Below are 21,778 nucleotides of genomic sequence, written 5' to 3'. Positions count from 1 at the left end.
ACTCGCTGACTGATCTGGACGGGCGAAGGGGCGGGCGGTGGGGGTACCCAATCCCAAGGCGTCGCTCGGCGAGTACGGCTGGGTCTGGGACGCGATCTGCTGGGTCGGCGCGGGCGAAGCGTGGCCCAGCGGCGACGAGGACAAGCTGCGCGAGCTTGCCGAAGCCTGGAGCGAGCTTGCCGAGGCGATCGGCAACTCGCTCGGGGACGCCGACGGCGCCGCGTTGCAGATCCTGGAAAACTGGGCCGGCGGGGCCGGACCGGCCTTCGAGAGCCTGTGGACCCAGCTGGGGGTCGGACCAAACACCGGCCTGCCGCTCATCCAGGAGGCGGCGACCCAGTTCAGCGGCGGCTGCGACAACGCGGCCATGGAGATCGAGTACGCCAAGCTGACCGTGCTCATCTCGGTCATCATCACCGTGATCGCGGTGTTCGTGGCGCTGCTCATGGCGTGGCTCGGTGGGGTGTCCGCGGGCGCCATCCCGGGCATCCTGCAAGGCGGCCGCCAGGCGGTGATGATTGCCTTCCGGCGCCTGCTCCTCCAGCTCGGCCGGAAGTTCTTCACCAAGCAGGGCCTGAAGATGCTCTTCCGGACGACCGCCCGCGAGGTCGCGAAGACGGCGACCAAGCAGGGCTTCAAGAAGTTCGCCAAGCACGTCGGCAGGGAACTGCTTGAAGAGGTCGGCGAGGAACTGATCATCGACGCCGGCGCCCAGGCGTACCAGATGGCCAACGGCACCCGGACGCAGTGGGACTACAAGCGGACGCTGACCTCCGGGGCCGGTGGCGCCTTCGGCGTCGGCGTCGGTCTGGGGCTGAACAAGCTCGGCGGCAAGGTGGCGCCGCGCATCCAGAGCCGGTTCAACCCGCCGGTCGTCCATTTCCCCGGCAAGAACGCGCTCCAGTCCGGCCTGAACAACGCGATCATCTCCCCGACCGCCAGCGTGCTGGCCAACCTCGCGGTCAACCAGCAGTTCCAGCTACCCACCGGCAGCGACCTGCTCGGCGGTTTCACCAGCGGTGCCGGCCGGACCGGCGCGGAGGCCGGCGGTCACCTGGCCGGTCACGGCATGGCGAACCTGGCCAACAACATCGCCGGCCTGAACGGCAACACCGGCGCCGGCGGAAACACGGGAGCGGGCGGCAGCGGCACCGGGACTGGTACCGGCACCGGGACCGGGACTGGGACGGGCACTGGTACTGGCACCGGGACCGGGACCGGGACGGGCACTGGTACTGGCACCGGGTCTGGGACGGGTTCTGGGACTGGCACGGGTACCGGTTCTGGGACCGGTACGGGGACCGGTACGGGGTCTGGGACTGGCACGGGTACCGGTTCTGGGACCGGTACGGGCTCCGGAACTGGGACCGGGACGGGCACTGGCACGGGGTCGGGCTCCGGCAGCGGTGCGACCGGCGGCTCCGGTTCAACCTCGACCTCGGGCTCGGGTTCGACCTCAGGCTCCGGATCGACCTCGACCTCGGGATCGACCTCGAATTCAGGCTCGGGTTCGACCTCGACCTCGACCTCGGGTTCGACATCTGGTTCGACGGGCGGTGGCTCGACCTCGACCGGCGGCTCCGGGCAGGGTTCCACCGGCTCCGGCTCCGGCTCCGGCTCCGGCGGCCAGGACAGCGCCGGCGGCGGCTCGGCGCCCACTGACGGCTCTGGTTCGAGGGTGCTGGCGTCGCCGACCGCCGGGGCGCCGGACAGCGGCGCGGGTCAGACGGGGCATGCCGGAAGCGCCGGGTCGGACGCCGGCCAGAACGGCCACAGCTCTTCGACCGGCACCCCGGTACGGGTGGCCGCGGGCGCTGGGGATGGATCCACCTCGGTCAACGGTGGTACGTCCCATTCCGGCGCGGTGCCGAGCCAGGCGAGCAACGGTGGGGTGTCGGGTTCGTCCTCGCCGGCTGGTCCGGTCGTCTCCGCTCCGGACGCGACCCCCGGACCCTCGGTGTCGCCCGCGCTGGACAACGGGAGCCCGGTCGCCGCGACGCCGGGTCCGACCGAAGGATCGAACCCGCTGGTCGCACCGCCGGCCGCCAACGCCGCACCGACGCCGGGCGCGACCGGTCCGGTCAACCCGCTGCAGACCGGTCCCACAGCGCAAGCCGGTCCCACCGCAACCGGTCCGACCGCGACCGGTCCCACCGCGACCGGTCCGACCACAACGGGTCCGACCACAACGGGTCCGACCACAACGGGTCCGACCACAACGGGTCCGACCACAACGGGTCCGACCACAACGGGTCCGACCACAACGGGTCCGACGGCGACTGGTCCGACCGCGACGGGGACCGGACAATCACCCACGGGTGGGGCCGCGAACACGACGACCGGACCCACCAACCAGACCGCCGAGACCAATCCCCAGCAGGGCAGCAGCACACCCCGGGTCGACACCAGGGCGTCGAACTCCGCCGGTTCGGTCTCGCTCGGCCCGTCGACCACGCCATCTCCGGGCCAGACCGACACCAGCCAGCAGAGCAACACCGACAGCACCACGACCCAGCCGGGTACCGGCCAACAGGAAGGTCAGCCGTCCCACCGGGTCCCGGTGCCGGGCCAGCCGGTCGCCGCGGGTCCGACGTACCAGCCAACGGACCCGACGGGTCCGACGGACCCGGGCGGCCACGGCCCGGTGGACCAGCACACCGGACCGGAGACAGCGCCCGACCAGACGTCCGACCGGGACCCGGACGCCCCCCTTGTCATACCGATCAGCACGGCCGGGCACCCGACCGGCAACCCCACGACCAACCCGGCTGGAAACCCCGCGACCAACCCGGCCGCCGACACCAACGCCGATCCTGCGACGAACCCGGCCGCCGATCCCGAAACCGACCCGGCGGCGAATCCGGCGCCTGCCGGCACCGGGACCGTCGATCCGACCAGCATCCAGCGGTCGACCGGTCCCACCGGCAACGGTACGCACAGCTGGCAGCTCGGCCCGACCACCTTCGACGGTGACATCAACAGTCCCGACGCGGAGCGGGCGCTCATCGACGCCTCCAGGTCGCTGGCCGACGCGGTACAGCAATCAAGCCAAGACGGCGACATCTCCAAGGCGAAGTACCCCGGCATGGCGGGTGCGCTGCTCACCCCGGACGGGCAGCTCACCTCGCACACGAGCATGACCGACGACCGGTCCACCAACCCGCCGACCACCCCCAACGTCCACCCGGTCGCACAGCAGATCCTGGACCGGATCAAGCAGCAGTTGAGCCGGCCGGGCGCCGGCCATGGCAAGTGTGCCGAGGTCGCGCTCGTCTCCGACGCGCTCTTCCGGCTGGAGCAGCAGTGGAACGACGCTGGCCGGCCCGGCGAGTTCGAGACGTACGCACGTGCCGCGCTGGCCGGGTCCAGGATCGTGACCCATCAGGTGAAGCCCGGCTACGAGCAGGGCGTCGAGTACGACCACGGCAACTACCGTCCCCCGTGCCGGTCCTGCGATCCCTTCCTGGCCGACCTTGGCATCGAGCCGGTGGTGGACGGCGATCGGCCGCCCGGCTGGCGGCCACCGCCAGCGGAGTCGAGCGCGCTCGCCAACGGCCAGCCACTGCCGGACAGTCGGCCGTACGGCGATCCGCAGGGCCTGGTCGCACCCGACCCGGCAGATCAGCAGGCCCTGGCCGACGCCGTACCGCAGGGCTCGGACAACCGCCCGACGACCCACCCCGACCCGCGGGTGGGCAACTGGGCATCGTTGGTGAACGACGGTGGCCCGGACAATCCGGGCCGCAACAACAACTGCGCCGACGTGGGCCTCTCGTTCCTCGCCACCTGGTTCGGCGATCCGCAGGTCGCCGCCTCGGCCGCCGACCCCGGCACCATGGAAGCGGGGAGTACGGCCCGCCAGCAGCAGTGGCTGGGTACGAACTTCGACTCTCAGGGCAGTGGTCCCGCCGGGCTCGATGCGGTCGCGGAACGGCTCCGGCAGGCCGGTCCCGGCTCGGCGGCGCTGGTCATCACCAGTTGGTCCGCCGATGTCGGTGGCGGCGCGCACACCTGGAACGCGGTAAACGTCAACGGGACGATAGTCTGGGTGGACGGTCAGATCCGGGCCGTGTCCGATGCCGGTCCGATCCACACCACCGGGGTGGACGGGGTCTGGTCGATCACGCTCGACGCCAACGGGGATCCGTTCATCCCCGGCGCCTCGTCACCCGCCACGGGAACGGCCGGCATCCAGCAGGGCCGGGACGGCACCGGTTCCCGCCCGGACAACACGCCCGGCCCGTCTCAGGACCCGACGTCGTCACCGGATCGGCCGTCCTCCCCGGATGCGCTCTCGGCCGACACCTCATCCTCACCGAGCGATGAATCGTCCAATCCCGTTGCGGATGCCGATTCCGATCCGAACGACGATTCCGATCCGAACGACGGTTCGGACCGGGACGAGAACACCGACCAGGACGAGGACACCGACCAGGACGACTCAGGGCAGGACGACAACGACGGTCATCCGGATGCGGACTCCGATCAGGACCCGTCCAGGAATGATTCGGCCGAGCACTACCTGCAGGATCTCGGGCCGGATGAACAAGCGGCGTTGCTCGACGCGCTCACCCAGGCGCACGACGACGCACAGACCATTCTGGGTGACCTGAACGAGGTTAGCGAGCAGATCAATGAGCAGCTCGGTCTGACCGGCGACGACGCCATGCGCCCGCTCGGCGAGGGCAACATGGTCAAGGACGCCGAGTCGCTGGCTCGGAAGTACCGTACCGAGTTCGCGCCGTTCGGTTACAGCCTCGACAGCGCGCTTGAGCAGACAAACGACGTCGTCCGGTTCTCCCTGCGTGGTCCAGAGTCGGTGGCATACGGCCCGGCCGTCGAGGCCGTGCTCGGTAACCTCGAGGCGCAGGGCTACCAGGTCACCGACATCAAGAACTTCTGGAATCCGGGCAACCGGTTCCTCGGTCTGAACTGCACCCTGGAGTCGCCGACGGGGCGTACGTTCGAATTGCAGTTTCCCACCGAGACCAGTTGGACGGTCGGAAAACAGACGCACGATCTCTACAAGATCGTTCGCGATCCCATGCAGTCGCCCGCGGACCGGGTACACGCCTTCCTCGACATCCTCAGGATCAACCAGGCGAACGGGGTCGTTGCCCGGCTGCCCGGCGGCATGGACACCGATCGGTTCCCCCCGTCCAGGGACACCAGCTTCGGGAAGTGGATCGCCAAGTCCGACCAGACAGAACTCCGGCAGGACTATCAGTCGTGGCTCGATGAGCAGGGCCGGACCTTCGCCGATGAGGTCGCTGAGCGAGGATTGACCGCATCCGACGTACCCGGTCTGGACCCGAGCCTGCTAGGGAGCCCGCATGGAGACGCTGACCTTCGGCTACCACCTCCTGATTCGGCCGGACGATCCGACCGGGACCCCGGCGAACGTTCTGGCGGTGGCCCGCAGCACGGGACCGACCCAGGCGGTGAGCTGGGACTACGGCCGCCAGGAGTGGAACTTCAGTCCGGACGTGGCGGCGGCGATCCTGTTCTCGGACCCGGGGGAGCACAACACCAGGGCGGTCGACCGGGCGACGGCGGAACGGGCGACGGTCAGCTTCACGACGGTGCCGTTGCCGACGGAGGCCGAACTGACCGCGATCTGCCGGGCGGCGGGCCCGAACTGGCGCCCGGGCAAACCGAGGTAGGGGAATCCGACCCGAACCAGAACCCGAGCCAGGATCAGGAACCCGACGCACCAGAGACGTCCACCGCGGAACCGTCTCGTCCTGATCCGGGCCAGACCGGGAGCCAGCATGGAGACCCGAGCCTTCGACTACTACCTGACGCGGCGAGAGGGCGGCCCGAGTACCTCTCCGACCAACGTGCTGACGGTAGCCAGGAGAACGAGGCCGATCCAGGCGGTTTGCTGGGGCCATCGGCACGGGAAGTGGGAATTCCGCCCGGACGTGGCGAAGGTGTGGCTGGACCCGGATCGCGAGGATCTGATTCTCCAGCCGGTGGACCGGGCGACGGCGGAGCAGGCGGCGTTGACGTTCACGGCGGTTCCGTTGCCGACGGAGGACGAGTTGGCGGAGATCTGTCGAACGGGCCCGAGGCGCGGGGGCCGGCGGGGCTGACGGGCGGCCGTCCGACCGCCACGTCGCCGGGTGTGGACTCCTCGACGCAGAACGGTGGGACGGATCCGTCGAGCACCAGTCCGCCGGACACGTCCGGTACGGTTCCGGCAACCGACCCCGGGTCGAGTGAGCAGCCGTCCGCCGAGCACCACCCGGACCACAGTCAGGACCAGGATCAGGGGCCTGACGCCTCGGAGCCTCCGTATTTTGACGATCTGAGCAGCACGGAGCAGCAATTGCTGCTTGACGTGCTTGGCGTTGCAAGGACGGACGCCGACGTCATCCTCGGCGATCTGGAGACCATCAGCGGCGACATCAACCAGGAACTTGGTCTCACCGAGCAGGACGCGCTGGTGCCCCTGGGTGAGGAAAACCGGGTCAAGACAGCCGAGTCACTCGCCCGCAAGTACTTCACTGAGTTCGAGGCATCGGATACGAGCCTGGAAAGCGCCCTCGGTGACGTGAACGACATTGTTCGGTTCTCGCTACGGGGACCGGAATCGGCCGCGTACGGACCAGCGGTCGAAGCCGTCCTGAGTAGGCTGGAGAATAAGCAGTACAGAATCACCGATATAAAGAACTTCTGGCGTCCAGGAAACCGGTTCCTCGGTCTCAACTGTACGATTGTCTCGCCGGGTGGACGCACCTTTGAGCTGCAGTTTCCCACGACGACCAGTTGGGCTATCGGCAAGCAAACGCATAAGCCGTACGAAATTTTGCGGGATGATGGGAAGCGACCCGCGGACCGTATTCATGCCTTCCTGGACATTCTGGCGATAAACAGGTCCCACGACGCCGCCGGACACATGCCGGGCGGAATGGACCTTGACCGGTTCGCTGAGCGGGTGAAGTCCAGCTTCGCCGATTGGATTGGTAAAGACAAGTACGCGGCGCTGCGTCGGCAGTACAAGACATGGCTGGAAGCAGAGGGGCGGACGTTTGCGGGCGAGGTGGCTGCGCGAGGATTGGACTCGTCCGACCTGCCACGTCTGGACCCGGAGCTGGTTGGGAGCCCGCATGGAGACGCTGACCTTCGACTACTACCTGATGAGCAAGCCGAAGGATCCGACAGGGCCGCCGGTGAACGTCCTGGCGGTGGCGGACAGCACCGGACCGACCCAGGCGGTGTGCTGGGGCTACCGGACGGGGAGTTGGGAGTTCCGTCCGGAAGTAGCAGCCACGTGGCTGTACCTGGACCGGGAGGATCTTCCCATCACACCGACCGACCGGGCGACGGCGGAGCAGACGGCGTTGACGTTCACGGCGGTTCCGTTGCCGACGGAGGACGAGTTGGCGGAGATCTGTCGAACGGGCCCGAGGCGCGGGGGCCGGCGGGGCTGACGGGCGGCGGTCCGACCGCCACGTCGCCGGGTGTGGACTCCCCGGCGCAGAACGGTGGGACGGATCCGTCGAGCACCAGTCCGCCGGACACGTCCGGTACGGTTCCGGCAACCGACCCCGGATCGAGTGAACAGCCGTCCGCCGAGCGCCACCAGGACCAGGACCAGGTTCAGGACCCGCATGGAGATGCTGACCTTCAGTTACTACCTGCTGATGAAGCGGGACGACCCAGCGGGCCCTCCGGTCAACGTGATGGCGATGGCCCGCGGGAACGGACCGATGCAGGCGGTGTGCTGGGGCTACCGGAACACCAGGTGGGAGTTTCGACCGGAGGTCGCGATAGCGCGACTGTACGAGGACTGGGAGCGCAACGACTATCGACTGGTGGACCGGGCGACGGCGGAGCAAACGGCGTTGACGTTCACGGCGGTTCCGTTGCCGACGGAGGAAGAGTTGGCGGAGATCTGTCGAACGGCCCCGAGGCGCGGGGGCCGGCGGGGCTGACGGACGGCGGTCCGACCGCCACGTCGCCGGGCGCCGACTCCCCGACGCAGAACGGTGGAACGGACCCGTCGAGTACCAGTCCGCCGGACACGTCCGGAAACAACGCCGGGCCGGCCGACCAGTCTGGTCGGCCGCCATTGGCGGACACCAGGGTGGTGGGCCCGGGTGAACTGGCGCCGGTGGAGAGTCCGCAGTTCCAGGCGGACCTGGCGTCGAGTCTGGTTTCGCCGGACGGTAGCGGATTCGCGGTGGGTGCGGATCCGTCGACGCATCCGTACGGGCAGTTGGTGAACGATGGCGGCCCGCAGGTGCAGGGGCGGAGCAACAACTGCCTGGACTGCTCGCTGTCCGCGTTGTCGAGTTTCTCCGGGCAGCCGCAGGTGTCGGCGCCACGCTGGGCTGACCTGAATCCAGATGGCTCGATCGACAACCAGTCGGGTGAGCAGGGCGGGATCGCTCGGGCGACTCAGTGGCTGGGCGGGCAGTGGAATCCGGTTCCGGCAATGCCGGGTACGCCAGCGGAACGGGCCGCCTGGGTGTCGTGGCAGTACGACATGTTGCAGTATCAGGTGGCGCAGGCGGGTCCGGGCGCCTCGGCGCTGGTGGTGGCGGACTGGGTGGCGTTCGACCCCGCTACCGGGCAGCCGGTGGTGGACGCGAACGGCAACGTGCAGTCGGCCGGTGCGCACGCCTTCGTGATCGTGAATCCGATCGACGGTTCGGGGCCGGTGTGGTGGGACCCGCAGAGCGGAATGACGTGGAGCAGTCCTCCCACGCAGTATGTGGCGGCCACCCACACCCTGTACTCGTTGCCGGTCGCGCCGGTGGCACCGGTCAGCACGGCGCCGGTCGCGCCGGTCAACGCACAGACCAGCCCGAGCCCCGCCGTCGGTATCGACCCCACTACCATGGGCGACCCGCAAGTCACCGGTCCGGATCTCGCGACCGAATCCGGGCCGGGCGATCAGCCGTCCGACGAGCACCATTCGGACCAGAACCCGAACCAGGGCCAAGGCCCGAACCAGGATCAGAGCCAGAGTCCGGACCAGGACCAGGACCAGGACCCAGTTCAGGATCAGGACTCGGACAAGGACCAGGGCCCAGAGCAGGAGGTCGAACCGAACACCGGCGCTCCGGTCGTCGCTGAGGAAACTGGTCGTCCGGATCTGCCCGATCTCGACCCTGCTCAGATAGAGAGTCCTTATGGAGAGAACGAACTTCGACTACTACCTGCTGTGGAAGGAGAAGGATCGGACGGAACCACCGGTCAACGTGATAGTGAACGCCGGGGGGATGGGTCAGACGCAGGCGGTGATCTGGGACCGGCGGACGGGGACCTGGAACTTCCGTCCGGACGTGGCGGTGGCGATCCTCTGGGTGAATCCGGAGGATCACGAGTTCAAGCTCGTGGACCGGGCGACGGCGGAGAAGGCGACGCCGAACTTCACCGAGGTACCCCTGCCGACGGAGCCGGAGTTGACGGAGATCTGCCGGGCGGGGATCAACCGCCGGTAACCGGCCCCGACCAGGGACCGGACCTGGACCAGGCCGGCGCCCTGCCGGATCTGGCGGCCACCCGGGTGGAGGGTCCGCACGAGCTGGCGCCCGTGGAGAGCCCGGCCTATCAGGCGTACGTGGCCGCGATGCTCGCCAACCCGGACCACAACGGGTACGTCGTGGGCGCGAATCCGGCGACGCATCCGTACGGGCAGATCGTGAACGACGGCGGCCCGCAGGTGCAGGGGCGGAGCAACAACTGCCTGGACTGCTCGCTGTCGGCGCTGTCCTGCTTCGCCGGGCAGCCGCAGGTGTCGGCGCCGCGTTGGACGGACCTGCACCCGGACGGGTCCGTGGACAGCCAGTCGGGCGAGCAGGGTGGGATCGCCCGGGCGACCCAGTTCCTGGGCGGTCAGTGGGACGCTCAGCCGGCCGATCTGCCGAGTACGCCGGCCGAGCGCGCGGCCCGGGTCGCCCAGCAGTACGCCGAGCTGCACCAGCGGATCGCGGCGGCCGGTCCCGGCGCCTCGGCGCTGGTGGTGGCGGACTGGACGGCGTTCGACCCGCACACCGGCCAGCCGGTGGTGGACGGGAACGGCAACGTGCAGTCGGCCGGTGCGCACGCCTTCGTGATCGTGAACCCGGCGGACGGCTCTGGCCCGGTGTGGTGGGATCCGCAGAGCGGTACGACGTGGTCACAGCCGCCGACCCAGTGGGTCGCGGTCACCCACACCCTGTGGTCGATGGCCGCACCCATGGTGAACGTCGGGGTGGCGGTGAACACCGGCACCTCCACAACCGATACGGTCAGCCCGCCGGAACACACGACCGATGCGCCAGCGGAAGGTGGTCATGACGGAGGACGAGGCACGGGAGCTGATCACTCGGCTCCTCGGAACGCAGAATCCGATAGCGCTTCATCCGTTCGAGTTCGGCTGGGCGGCGCAGGAGATCCTCTCGCCGGAGCAACGGGCGCAGGGGATGCACGTGGGTCAGGGGGTGTTCATCATCGATCAGAACGGGGTGGTGACGGCGCACCGCAGCCTGCCGCCGAAGCTGATCATCGAGGAGTACACGATGGCGCGGCAGGCGGGACGGACGTCCGGTCGCCAGGTCTGGCCGACGGACCAACCGACGGCCTGACCCCGGAGTCGCCCGAGCCGACCGAGGGCGACACCGCAGCCACCGACACCGGCCCCGACGCCGACACCAACACCGGCCTCGACGCCGACGCCGACACCGGCCTCGATGCCGATCCGACCGCTGATACGGATACCGGGCGGCAGGATGACGGCTGGACCTCGCTCGCCGAGACCCGCGAGTTCGGCCCAGAGAAGCTCGACCAGCTCGAAGACCCACGGTTCCAGGAGGAACTTGCAGAGAGTCTGGCGACGTCGGACGGTTACGCGATGTGGGCGGATCCGTCCGAACATCCGTACGGTCAGCTCGTCAACGACGGTGGACCGGAGGTGCAGGGTCGGGGCAACAACTGCCTGGACTGCTCGCTGTCCGCCCTGTCCAGCTTCTACGGCGACCCGCAGGTCTCCCATCCCCGCTGGCCGGACCTGCTGGAGAATGGTGATGTCGACCTCGACAGCGGTGAGCTGGACGGCCTCGACCGTGCCGAGACATGGCTGGGCGGCGAAATGGTTCCGCCGCCGGATCTGCCGCTCACTCCCGATGAGCGGGCGGTCGCTGTCGCGGAGCAGTACGACCAGCTCCACCAGCTGATCGCGGAGGCCGGTCCGGGGTCGTCCGCGCTGGTCGTGGCGGAGTGGCTCAAGATCGACGATGACACGCTGGACGTGGAACTCGACGAGAATGGACACGTCAAGGTCCACGACTCGCATGCTTTTCTGATCGTCTACCCGCAGAGCGCGGATGGCCCCGTGTGGTGGGATCCGCAGCACGGTCTGACCTGGACCGAGCCCCCGGCGGATCACATACGGGACTCGTACGCCCTGTGGTCCCTGCCGCTACTTGTCGAAGGAGCAAGCCATGACGGAGGAGGAAGCGAGAGCCCTGATCACCCGGCTGCTCGGCACGCCGAACCCGATCAGCCTGTACCGCTTCGAGTTCGGCTGGCTGGCGAAGGAGAAGCTCTCGGCGGAACAGCAGGCACGGGGACTGGGCCTGGGGCACGGGAGCTTCATAATCGACCAGACGGGCGTAGTGACAGCTCAATCGAGCCTCTCCGTGCGGATGATCATAAGCCGGTACACGGAGGCGCGGCGGGAGGGTCGGATCACGGGCCGGAAGGTCTGGCCGAAGGAGGAGCCGACGGACCAGTCGACGACGTAGCTGCCGGATCTACCGGTGGACCGGGCGGGGCGGAATCCGGGTCGCCCCCGGGACCCGGGACCGGTGCCGGCCGACCGGTCGACGACGGCGGCCCCGACCTGTGGCGGGCTGCCACCGGCACCACCTTCGGGGGCAACCTGCTGGACGCGGATCCGGTGCGTACCGCCGCGGCGATCCAGCAGGCCCTCACCGACGGACCGTTGCCTTCTGAGGCCGTGGTCGACGCCGACAACGGCACCGTCACGCTCGACACGGACGCCGGACCGTTCCAGATCACCATCGAGACGGTCATCCTCCCGGCCGACCTGCCGGTGGCGCCGGTCGCCTCGGTCGACATGTCCGGGGACGGCGCGGTGGTCCGGGTGTCGGCCGGCGCCGAGCCGGACCACATCCGGCGGGCCGTCGCCGCGGCGCTCGCCGAGGTCGACACGGTGGCCCAGGACCGCGCCATGGACCTGCGCATCGACGCCACCACCGCGCTGGCCGAGGGCGCTCGGCCGGAGGGCTCCGGCGAGCGCGTACTCACCGCCGCCGACCTGGGCCGGCTGGCCGAACTGCGGGTGGCGCTGGCAGACGTACGGACGGCTGAGGGTGACCCGGCGCGGGCCGCGCAGTCCCGGGCCGAGGCGTTGAGCCTGCTGGTCTCGTCGGGTCTGCTGGAGCAGCAGCCGGCGCATCCCGTCCACGCCTTGGACAGCAACGTTCCGGTGGTCGGACCGGAGGCCGCCCGGGCCCGTCTCGCGCTGATCCAGGCCGAGCTGGGAGCGGCGTACCAGCAGGTGGCCGACCTGGTCGCGGCGGCCGACTCGGGCGCGGACCTGGACCTGACCGAGCGGCTGCGGCAGACCCAGCAGGCCGTCCGGGCCACGGCCCGGAGCTGGGCCGAGGAGGCGATCGCGCTGCGCGACGCCGCCGACGCCGCGCTCACCGCCCGGGTGGACCAGGCCCTCGCCGCGGACCCCGGCCACGTCTTCGACCGGCTGGTGCTCGGCGGCGGTTGGGCGGCCACCGCCGACTTCGTCACGCTGGGCGCGCCCGCGGACACCGGGCACGGGCTGCCGTCGGTGCTGTGCGTTTCGGAGGGGACCGATCCCTGGCACGACCGGCAGGACCTGCTGATGGGCCAGCTGCCATCCGAGTTGGAGTTGCCCGGCCTGCCGTTCCAACCGGCGGACCTGGCCGACGAGGGCACTCAGTTCGTCCCGTCGAGTGTCTTCGCCGCCGCTGTCGGCGCGGCCCGGGCGCTCGCTGGCATGCCGACGTACCAGGGTCTCGCCACCGACATCGAGCCACGTCCGGCGGACGCAACCGGCTGGCCGGCCGGCGCCAACTACCGGGTGACGGTCGGCGGCCGGCAGTTCTACGCGACGAGCGTGGACGTCGCCGGCGGTCCGGGCCCGGCCCGGGTGCCGAACGCCGCGAGCGAAGGCGGCCGGTACGTCGACCCGGCCACCGGGTACAGCGTGGACCGGTCGGGTCCGGTGCCGCAGTTCCGCGACCCGAACGGCAACCCCGTGCGGCACGAGGACCTTCCGCCGGCGGTCCGTGGTGTCCTGGGCGGTACCGGGACCGGCCCCTTCGACCGGCCCCGGCTGGCCGACAGCGCGGGCCGGCTCACCGACCCGATGGTGGCCGACCCCGACTCCGGCTACCGGGTCGACCCGGCGACCGGGCAGGCGTACGCGCCGAACGGTGGGATGGTCGACCCGGACACGCTGCCCGACGACGTACGCGGGCGGCTCGGCTACGCCCCGGACGGAACCTGGACCGACCCGAGGCCGGCGACCCCGCCGATCGACTTCGGCGGGCAGAACCTGGCCGACGCGTACCGGCCGGGCGATCGGGTGCTGGTGTTCGGCGCCGGCGCCTCGGGCGCGTGGGACATCGAGCAGGCGGCGGCCTCCGCCGCGGCCACCGTCGACTGGTCGGCCCGCCCCGAGCAGTTGGGCCCCGACGAGATCACCGGTGATCCGGCGGTGGACGCCGAGCGGCAGTTCCGGAAGAGCTTCGACGGCGGCTACAACCGCCGTAACACCCTGCCGGGCCTCGGCGCGTACTCGGCCGAGGTGCGCGGCCGGGTCGACATGGCGCTGCGGGAGATCGTGAGTCTCCGGCACACCGTCGACGGCGGCTTCCAGGTCGAGTTCACCGACGGCACCCGACTCACGTACGACCGGGTGGTCGTCTCCATCGGCCAGGACGCCGGGTACGAGGGCGGTGCGGCGAGCCTGCTGTCGGGGATCGACCTCGAACCGCTGACCGGTCCGGCACTGGATTCCGACTCGCCGCCCGACCCCGACCGGGACGCCGATCCGGACCTGCTCGGCCTGCGCGACGGATCCGGTCGACTCCGGGTGCTCGGCGCCGCGAGCGTCAGCCCTGCCCTGACGCGGGCACTGCCCGACGCCGACAACGTGACGGACGCCCTCCGGCGGCGGGCGGGCGAACTGCCGGACGACTCCCGCGGCATCGCGCCGAGCATCCGGTTCCACGCGCAACGGATCGCCGAGGCGAACCGGGGCGGGTGGCCGGTTGACCCGGCGGGCAGCGCGGCCGGGACGTCGCCGGTGGACCCGACCGGTTCAGACCAGCTCGTAGGGGACGCTCCATTCCCGGGCCCAGTCGGTGCTGAGCCAGGGCAGGGGGCCGTACCGGGCGGCGAGGGACTCGGTCAGCGGCGGGACCTCGACCCACATGGGCTTGCCGTTGATGTCGTCGCCGACCCCGTAGGGAGTGATCGGGACCTGGTTGCGGGCGAGGTCGACGTATCGGAGCGCGGGGAGGTTCCGGGTCGCGGCGAGCGCCTCGGCGCCGTCCGCCCCGATGTCGCAGTTGCTGAGTCGCAGCCAGCGCAGCCGTCGCAGGTGGGGGCTGTCGACCAGGACCCGGACACCCTCGTCGCCGATGGGGTTGCCCCCGAGGTCGAGCGCGGTGAGACGGTCCAGCAGCGGCGCGGTGACGATCTCCGGCAGGAGGCCGCCGACCTCGGTCAGCCGGAGGTGGCGGACGGGCGCGCGTTGCCAGACCAGGGCGCCGTGCTCCAGGAAGCCAGCTCCGCGCATGGTCACGGACTCGACGAATCCCTTGCGGGACCCGCAGGCGTCGACCAGGCCGTCGACCGAGCGGGTGGCGAGCCAGCGGTTTCCGGCCAGCCGGCGCCGGAGGGGCCGGTCGTTGACGTCGTAGCCGTTGATGGTGGCCCGGATCAACTCGGCGTAGTCGGGGTCGGTGGGCTCGATGGCGTCGGCGTAGCGCAGCCGGAGGTCGAGGTCCTCCGGGTCGGCGAGGATCGCGGCGAACAGCTCGTCGGCGGTCGTCATTCCGGCAGCGTATCCATCGACGGCCCGATCACCGCGAGTGCGATCCCGGGCACGTCGTTCCACGGTCAGGGCCGGCCGCAGCCCGACCCGGCCGCCGTGCTGAGCCGGGCGCGGGCGGCGATCCGGGGCGTCACGGCACACGCCGGTGTCCGCGACATCGACCCTCGACCCGGCGGCTCGTACGTGGTCACCCGGGCCGACGGCAGCACGCTCACCGTGCGGCTGATCAGTGGCCCGGTGTCGAACCGGGCGGTCGCGGAGAGCCGGGTCCAGCCGGACGACACGGTGGTGATCGAGGTTTCGGACCGGGCCACCGACGCGGTGATCGACCGGGCGCTGGCCCACGAGGTGGCCGAGCTGACCGCGGTCAACCCGGACGGCGCACCCGGGGTGGCGCCGCTGTCCACCGCCGACGTGGCCGAGCTGGTGACCGCGGCCCACCAGGCCCGGACGGCGGATCCGTGGTCCCGTCGGGCCGCCCGGCGCGAGCTGGCCGAGGTGATCGACCGGCTGGGCCTGCGGGACGGGATGCTCGGCGCGGATCGCCGGCTGGCGTCGTTGCCGGCGACCGCCCGCGCGGTACTGGGCGACACCACCGCGCCCCGGGCGAGCGACATCGCCGACCGGTCCCGGCGGGTCGCCGACCGCCGGTCCGCCGACCGCGCCTCGGGTATCGCCACCGACACCGGGACGAGCGCCGGCACGCTCCCCGACGCCGTCTCGACCACCGACGGCGGCGCGGACGCCACCCGGCCGACCGGACTGCCACGGCTGCGGACGTACGTACTCGCCCACGTCGGCTCGACGGTGTTCACCGGCGGTCTCGCGACGTTGCTGACCCTGCAGACCAGCCCGAACCCGACGGCCGCCCTGGTGGTGGGCGCGGGCGCCGCCGCGACGGCACTGGCGACCGGACCGGCCAAATGGGTCGCCAAGCGGATCGGTCTGGCCACCGAGGACCGCCGGGCCCGCTACGACGCCCGGCAGGAAGCGCGGGCCGCGGCCGAGGCGGACGCCGCGGCCGGTGGTGCCGTCACCGAACACGGTGCCGAGGCCGCAGCCGCGGTCCACCAGCTGGACGAGGCCGTCACGGCACTGGACGGCCAGGTCTCCGCGATGCAGCAGCGACTGCACGGGCAGGAGCAGCGCTCCCGGCAGATGGGAACGCCGCGCCGGTTCCAGACGGGTGGGCGCGGCACGTCCGGCACGTCCGGTACCGGGCCGGTTTCCGGCGGCGACCACCGGACCGGCCCGGGAACCGGCTCGCCGGAGTCCGGCGCCGACCCGACCGCGCCGACCCCCGGCGACGCCGGGCTGACCCCGCACGAGTACGGCCGGCTTGCCGAGCTGCGTAGCCTGGTCGCCCGGCACGACGCGGCCGGCGCCTGGGCGGCTCGCGGAGTACGCCGGGAGATCCGGGCGCTGCTGGACAGCCTCGGGCTGTCGGCGCACCAACCGGGTGTCGAACAGCGCCGGGACCTGTTGCCGGCGGACGTACGGCAGCTCGCCGAGCGGTTCGGCGAGCGCCGCGCGGCGGCGCTACGGGAGCAGTTGCGGACGATCGCCGACCGGCTGCCGGCCGACGGGCAGCGACCGGCCCGGGTGGCCCCCTGGTGGTCGTCGGCGGTGGAGAACATCCCCGGTGTCGTCACGGCGGCCACGATCGCCACCGTGGCGACCGCAGTGGCGCACAACATGTCCCTCGGGGTTGCCGGCACGGTCGGGGCGGTCGCCGGGGTGGCCGTAGCCGTGGTGCATGACCCGATCGTGGCCCGGCACGAGGCCACGGCGAAGGAGCAGCGGGAGAACTGGGACGCCGATCATCCCGCCGAGCCGGCCGACGCGCTGCCACGGCAGGTGGCCGAGACGGTCGACGGTCCGCTCGACGCGGCGGCCGACCGGTCGAGCCGGGCCGCCGAGCGGGTCGCCGAACTGGGGCAGCGGGTCACCGAGCTGGACCGTCGACTGGCGGAGTCGCGGCAACGCACGGGTACCCGGGACGCTCTGCGCCGGTTGCTCTTCGGCGATCCGGCCTGGGACGGCCTGACCACCACCGGCACCGGACCCACGAACGGCGGCGGCCCGAACGGCGGCCATTCGAACGGCGGTGACCCGAACGGCGGTGACCCGAACGGCGGTCACCCGAACGGCGGTCACTCGAACGGCGGTGACCCGAACGGCGGTCACCCGAACGGCGGTCACTCGAACGGCGGTGACCCGAACGCCGGCGGCGACCCGAACGGCGGTCGTGACCTGGATGGCAGCGGCGACCCGAACGGCGGCCCGGGTACGCCCGATTCCGGCGATCGCATTTCGCGGTCCGGCGCCGCCGACCGGGTAACCCTCGACCGGCTCGCCGACCTGGCCAGCCTCCGGGAGACGGTCCGGCCGTGGTCCCGACCGGCGATCGACCGGCAGCTGCGGGCCATGGTCGACACGCTGGGCCTGCGGGCCGACACGCCCGGGGCGGAGCAGCGCCGCCAGTTGGTCCCGGCGGAACTCGTGCCGGTCGTACAGCGGTTCGGCGCGCCCGGTGCGCTCGACATCCGCGGCCGGCTTGAGGCGCGGGCGGTGCAGGCCGAGGCCGACGGTCCGGTCCGGCCGAGCAACCTGCCGGGCTGGGGTTCCTATCTGGTCGAACAGACCTCGGGTCCGGCCATCCAGGCCGGCGCCACCGTCGGCCTGGCCGCGGCGGTGAATGTCCTCGCCAAGGCGATCGCCGCACCGATCAACCTGCTGGCGGGCGGCGTTGCCGGGCCGATCCGGGACGGGTTGCTCAAGCGGATCGAGTCGGGCGCCAAGGACGCCCGCAAGGCGTGGGACTCGGCCAATCCCGTCGCCGGACCGGACGCCCGGCTCGACGGACTCACCGAACCCGCGGTCGCCACCCTGGCCGAGACGGCCCGGCAGATCGAGTCGGCCGGGCTGCGGCTCGGAACGATCTCCGAGACGATCGACCGGCTGGCCGGCGAAGCGGCCGGGACCACGGCCCGCCTGCGGAACGCCACGAACGGGGCCGGGACCCCGGACTCCGCCGCCCACCCGAACCCGCAGACCACCGCCGACCCGACGGCCGCCGACCCGCAGACCACCGCCGACCCGCAGACCACGGACCCGACAGCCACGGGCCCGACGGCCGCCGACCCGCAGACCACGGATCCGACGAGCGACGCCGACCCGGCGGCGTCGGACGGGGTCACCCGATCCGACCCCGGGCCGGCGCCGCTGACCCGGGCCGACGTGGCCGAGCTGATGACGGCGGCCCACCAGGTCGAGACCGCCGATGTCTGGTCGGTCAGGCCCGCTCTACGCGAGCTGCACGCCATCATCGACCGGCTGGGGCTGCGCGACGGGATGCTCGGGGCGTCCGACCGGGTGGGTCGGCTGCCCGTCGAGGCCCGCCAGGTCGTCGATGGGTACGGCGGCCCGAGGTCCGATCGCGCCCGGCAGTTGTCGCAGGTCGCCGCCGAGCGGCGGGCCACGGACGACCGCCGTCCGACCGGTCTGCCGGGCCTGCGGACGTATCTGCTGTCCAGCGCCGTGACCACCGGGATCAGCACGGCGGCGGCGACCGTGGTGGCCGTGGCCACCAGTAGTCCGCTGGCGCTGGTCATCCCACTCGCCGCCGCGGTGGCCATTCCGGTCGTCGGCGCGGCCAAGTGGCAGGGCAAGCGGTTCGGACTGGCCGCCGACGACCGCAGGTCCCGGTTCGACGCCCGGGCGTCCGCGCGCGCGGCGGCCGACCGGGTGGATCAGGTGGTCGACCGGCTGACCGCGCCGCTGTCCGAACTGGACCGGGCCGCCGACCGGCTGGAGTCCGACCTCGCCACGGCCGAACGTGTGACCGCCGACCTCACCGCCCGGCTCGTGCAGAGCCGCAACCGTAACGGCCTGCTCGGCGGGTTCCTGGCACCGCGTGCGCCGGCCACCGACCCGTCGGGTCCGGTCACCAACCCGTCGGGAACGCCGAGCGACCTGTCGGGTTCGGTCACCGACCTGTCGGGAACGCCGAGCGATCCGTCGGGGACGGGTACCGACCCGTCCGGTGGCCCGGCCGGGCATCCCGGCTCCGGCGGTGGTCGGATCACCGCGGCGTCCGTACCGCGTTCGGCCTTCCACGGGTTGGGCCGGCCGGCGGCCGACCCGGCCGCGGTGCTGGCCACCGCCCGGTACGCCATGGCCCAGGTCGGCCCGGCGGCCCAGGCCACGGTCGTCGAGGTGGCTCCGGGGCACTACGAGATCCGGCCGGTGGGCACCACCTCGCTGCGGGTCCGGCTGATCTCGGCGCCCCTCGCCGACGGAACGGTCGCGCAGACCGTCCGGAACGTCGACGGCACGTTCACGGTGGCGGTCTCGGACCGGGCCGTCGACGAGGTGGTGGCGCGGGCGCTGGCCCATGAGGTGGCGGAACTGTCGACGCTGCACGCCGCCGGTGCGGCGTTGGTCGGCCCGCTCGATCCGGGCAACGTCACCGGACCGATCGATCCGGCAGGGCTCAGCGCCCACGACCACGGCCGGATGGCGGAGATCCGGATTCTCGCCAACGAGTACCGTACGGCGGGCCGGGTCGACCGGCTGCGCATCCGTACCGAGCTGGCGGCGCTGGTGGACCATCTCGGGCTGCGGCTGGACACTCCGGATGCCGTCGCCCGGTGGCGGCTGCTACCCGCCGATGTCTCCGGGCACCTGGCCCGGCTGACCGTGCCGCACCTCACTCCGGCGCAGGTCTCCGAGGTGCTGCGCGGCGTGCCGGACCCCACCGAGACCCAGCGGGTACGCGGTTTCGACTACCTGTACCGGGCCAGGGCCGATGACCAGCCACTGTCCGCGGACCAGCTCGCGAGCCGGTTGCACGACCTGGCGCTGCGGGCCGAGGCGACCCAGCTCAGCATGCCGAGGCTGCCCGCGTACGCGGGTCAGATCATGGGCCTGCCGGCCCACCTGCTCGCCGGGATCGCGGCGACCGACCCGCAGCTCGCGGCCCGGGTCGCGGCCGAGGGCGTGTACGTCGACCTCACCGGCCGGTTCGACCTGCGCCCGTACGCCATTGTGAACGGCCCGGAGATTCGCCTGGATCCCCCACCCGCCCGGTTCGAGCTGGACACCGAACGCGGCCGGCAGGGGCTGCTCGACGCGGACCGCCGGTTCGCCGGAAGCAGGCTGGCGAGCCGGTACGCGAACGATCCGGCCGCGCTGGCGGCGCTGAGCGGTACCAGCTTCCACTACGTCGGTGATGCCCGGGTGATGATGCTGGTCCCCGACCTGCTGACGGCGGCGCTGGGCCAGCTCGTGCCGCAACCGGCGCGGATGCCCGTGACGGTCGCGCACGGCGGCCCGACCGAGGTCACGCCCACCCGGGTCAGTGCGCTCGCCGACCGGCTCGGACTGCCCGAGCAGGGCGGCCGGCACCTGCCGTACGGGCGGGCGGAGTTCCAGAACACCGGCGCTCCGGTGCCGCTCTGGGCCGGCCCGCCCACCCGGGAGCAGGTGCAGCAAGGGCTGCTGGGCGACTGCGGGATGCTGGCCAGCATCGGGGCGGTGGCCGGGCACCTACCGATGGCGTTCGCCCGGATGTTCCGGCCGAACCCGGACGGCAGCGTGGACGTGTACCTGCACGAGAGCACGCTCCCGGGTCGGGCGACCGCCCCGACGGGCCGGCGGCTGCGGATCACGGTGCATCCCGACGTTCCGCTCAACACCGGCACCCGGAAGGCCGCGTACGCGGACCAGTCGGAGAGGGTCCCGTCCGCCTGGGCCGCGCTGCTGGAGAAGGCGGTCGCGGCCGTGGACCGCACCTGGACGGACGCCCGGCGCGCCGAGTGGCACCGGCTGTGGCAGGAATGGCGCAAGGAGGACTACGACCCGAGCGAGCCGGTCCCGGCCGGGTACGCCCGGCTGAACCGCGGGAGCGTGCCGGCGCTCTGGGCCGAACTGCTCACCCAGCTCACCGGGGAACCGGCCCGGACCGCCGTGTTCGACCGCACCCCCGGCCGGGAGGGCGACACGGAGACCGAGCTCGCCCGGCTGCTCGCCGCCGGAAACCCGGTGGTGGCAAGCACCATGGTCGAAGGGCAGTACCCACCGCACCTTCAGGCACGGTTGCCGTACGGCCTGAAGCCGGGGCACGCGTACGAGGTGGTCGGTGTCGTGAGCGGTGAGGTCCGGCTGCGCAACCCGTGGAACAGGCAGCACCCGTCGTCCATGCCGGTCCGGGATTTCCTCGACCTGATGGCACCCGGATACGCGTACCTCGACCGGGTTCCCGCGCCGGTGCCCCCGGCCGTGACGGTCCCGGCGCCCCCGATGCCGAATGTGCCCCCGGCGCCGCACGTCGCGCCGACCCCGCGCGTTCCGCCGGTGCCCGACGTCCGTCCGGTGTCCCCGGTCGACCCGGCGACGCCGGCCGACCCGGTGTCCCCGGCCCGCCCGGTGGTCTCCGGGACGCCGACCCCGCACGGCTTCGGGCGGATCCGCACCGAGGATCCGCACGACCACGTGGTCTACCAGGCGATGCTGGATGCCGACGGTAGGGTGGTCGGCCTGACCGTGGTGGAGCTGACCGGGCGCGGGCAGCGGTCCGCGCAGTGGACGGCCGGCGGTCAGCCGGCCACCGGCGGCGTGCTGCCGGTCGGCAGGGCCGAGGCCGAGCGGATCGCCCGCGACGTGCTCGGGTTCGAACTTCCGCCCGAGCCGGCGCTGCGGACCATGCTGATCGGCTGA

The 21,778-nt window shown here is 71.8% G+C and carries 1 protein-coding gene; it reads left to right on the top strand.

The annotated features are described in order from the left end of the window. Positions 1-37: 37 nt before the first annotated feature. Positions 38-21,778, top strand: coding sequence for a toxin glutamine deamidase domain-containing protein (locus tag ACXN5W_RS07445; RefSeq protein WP_473157412.1), 21,741 nt, complete (start codon positions 38-40; stop codon positions 21,776-21,778).

It is taken from the genome of Plantactinospora sp. A48, from assembly GCF_055793945.1.
This window is presented reverse-complemented; position numbering and strand designations above follow the sequence as displayed.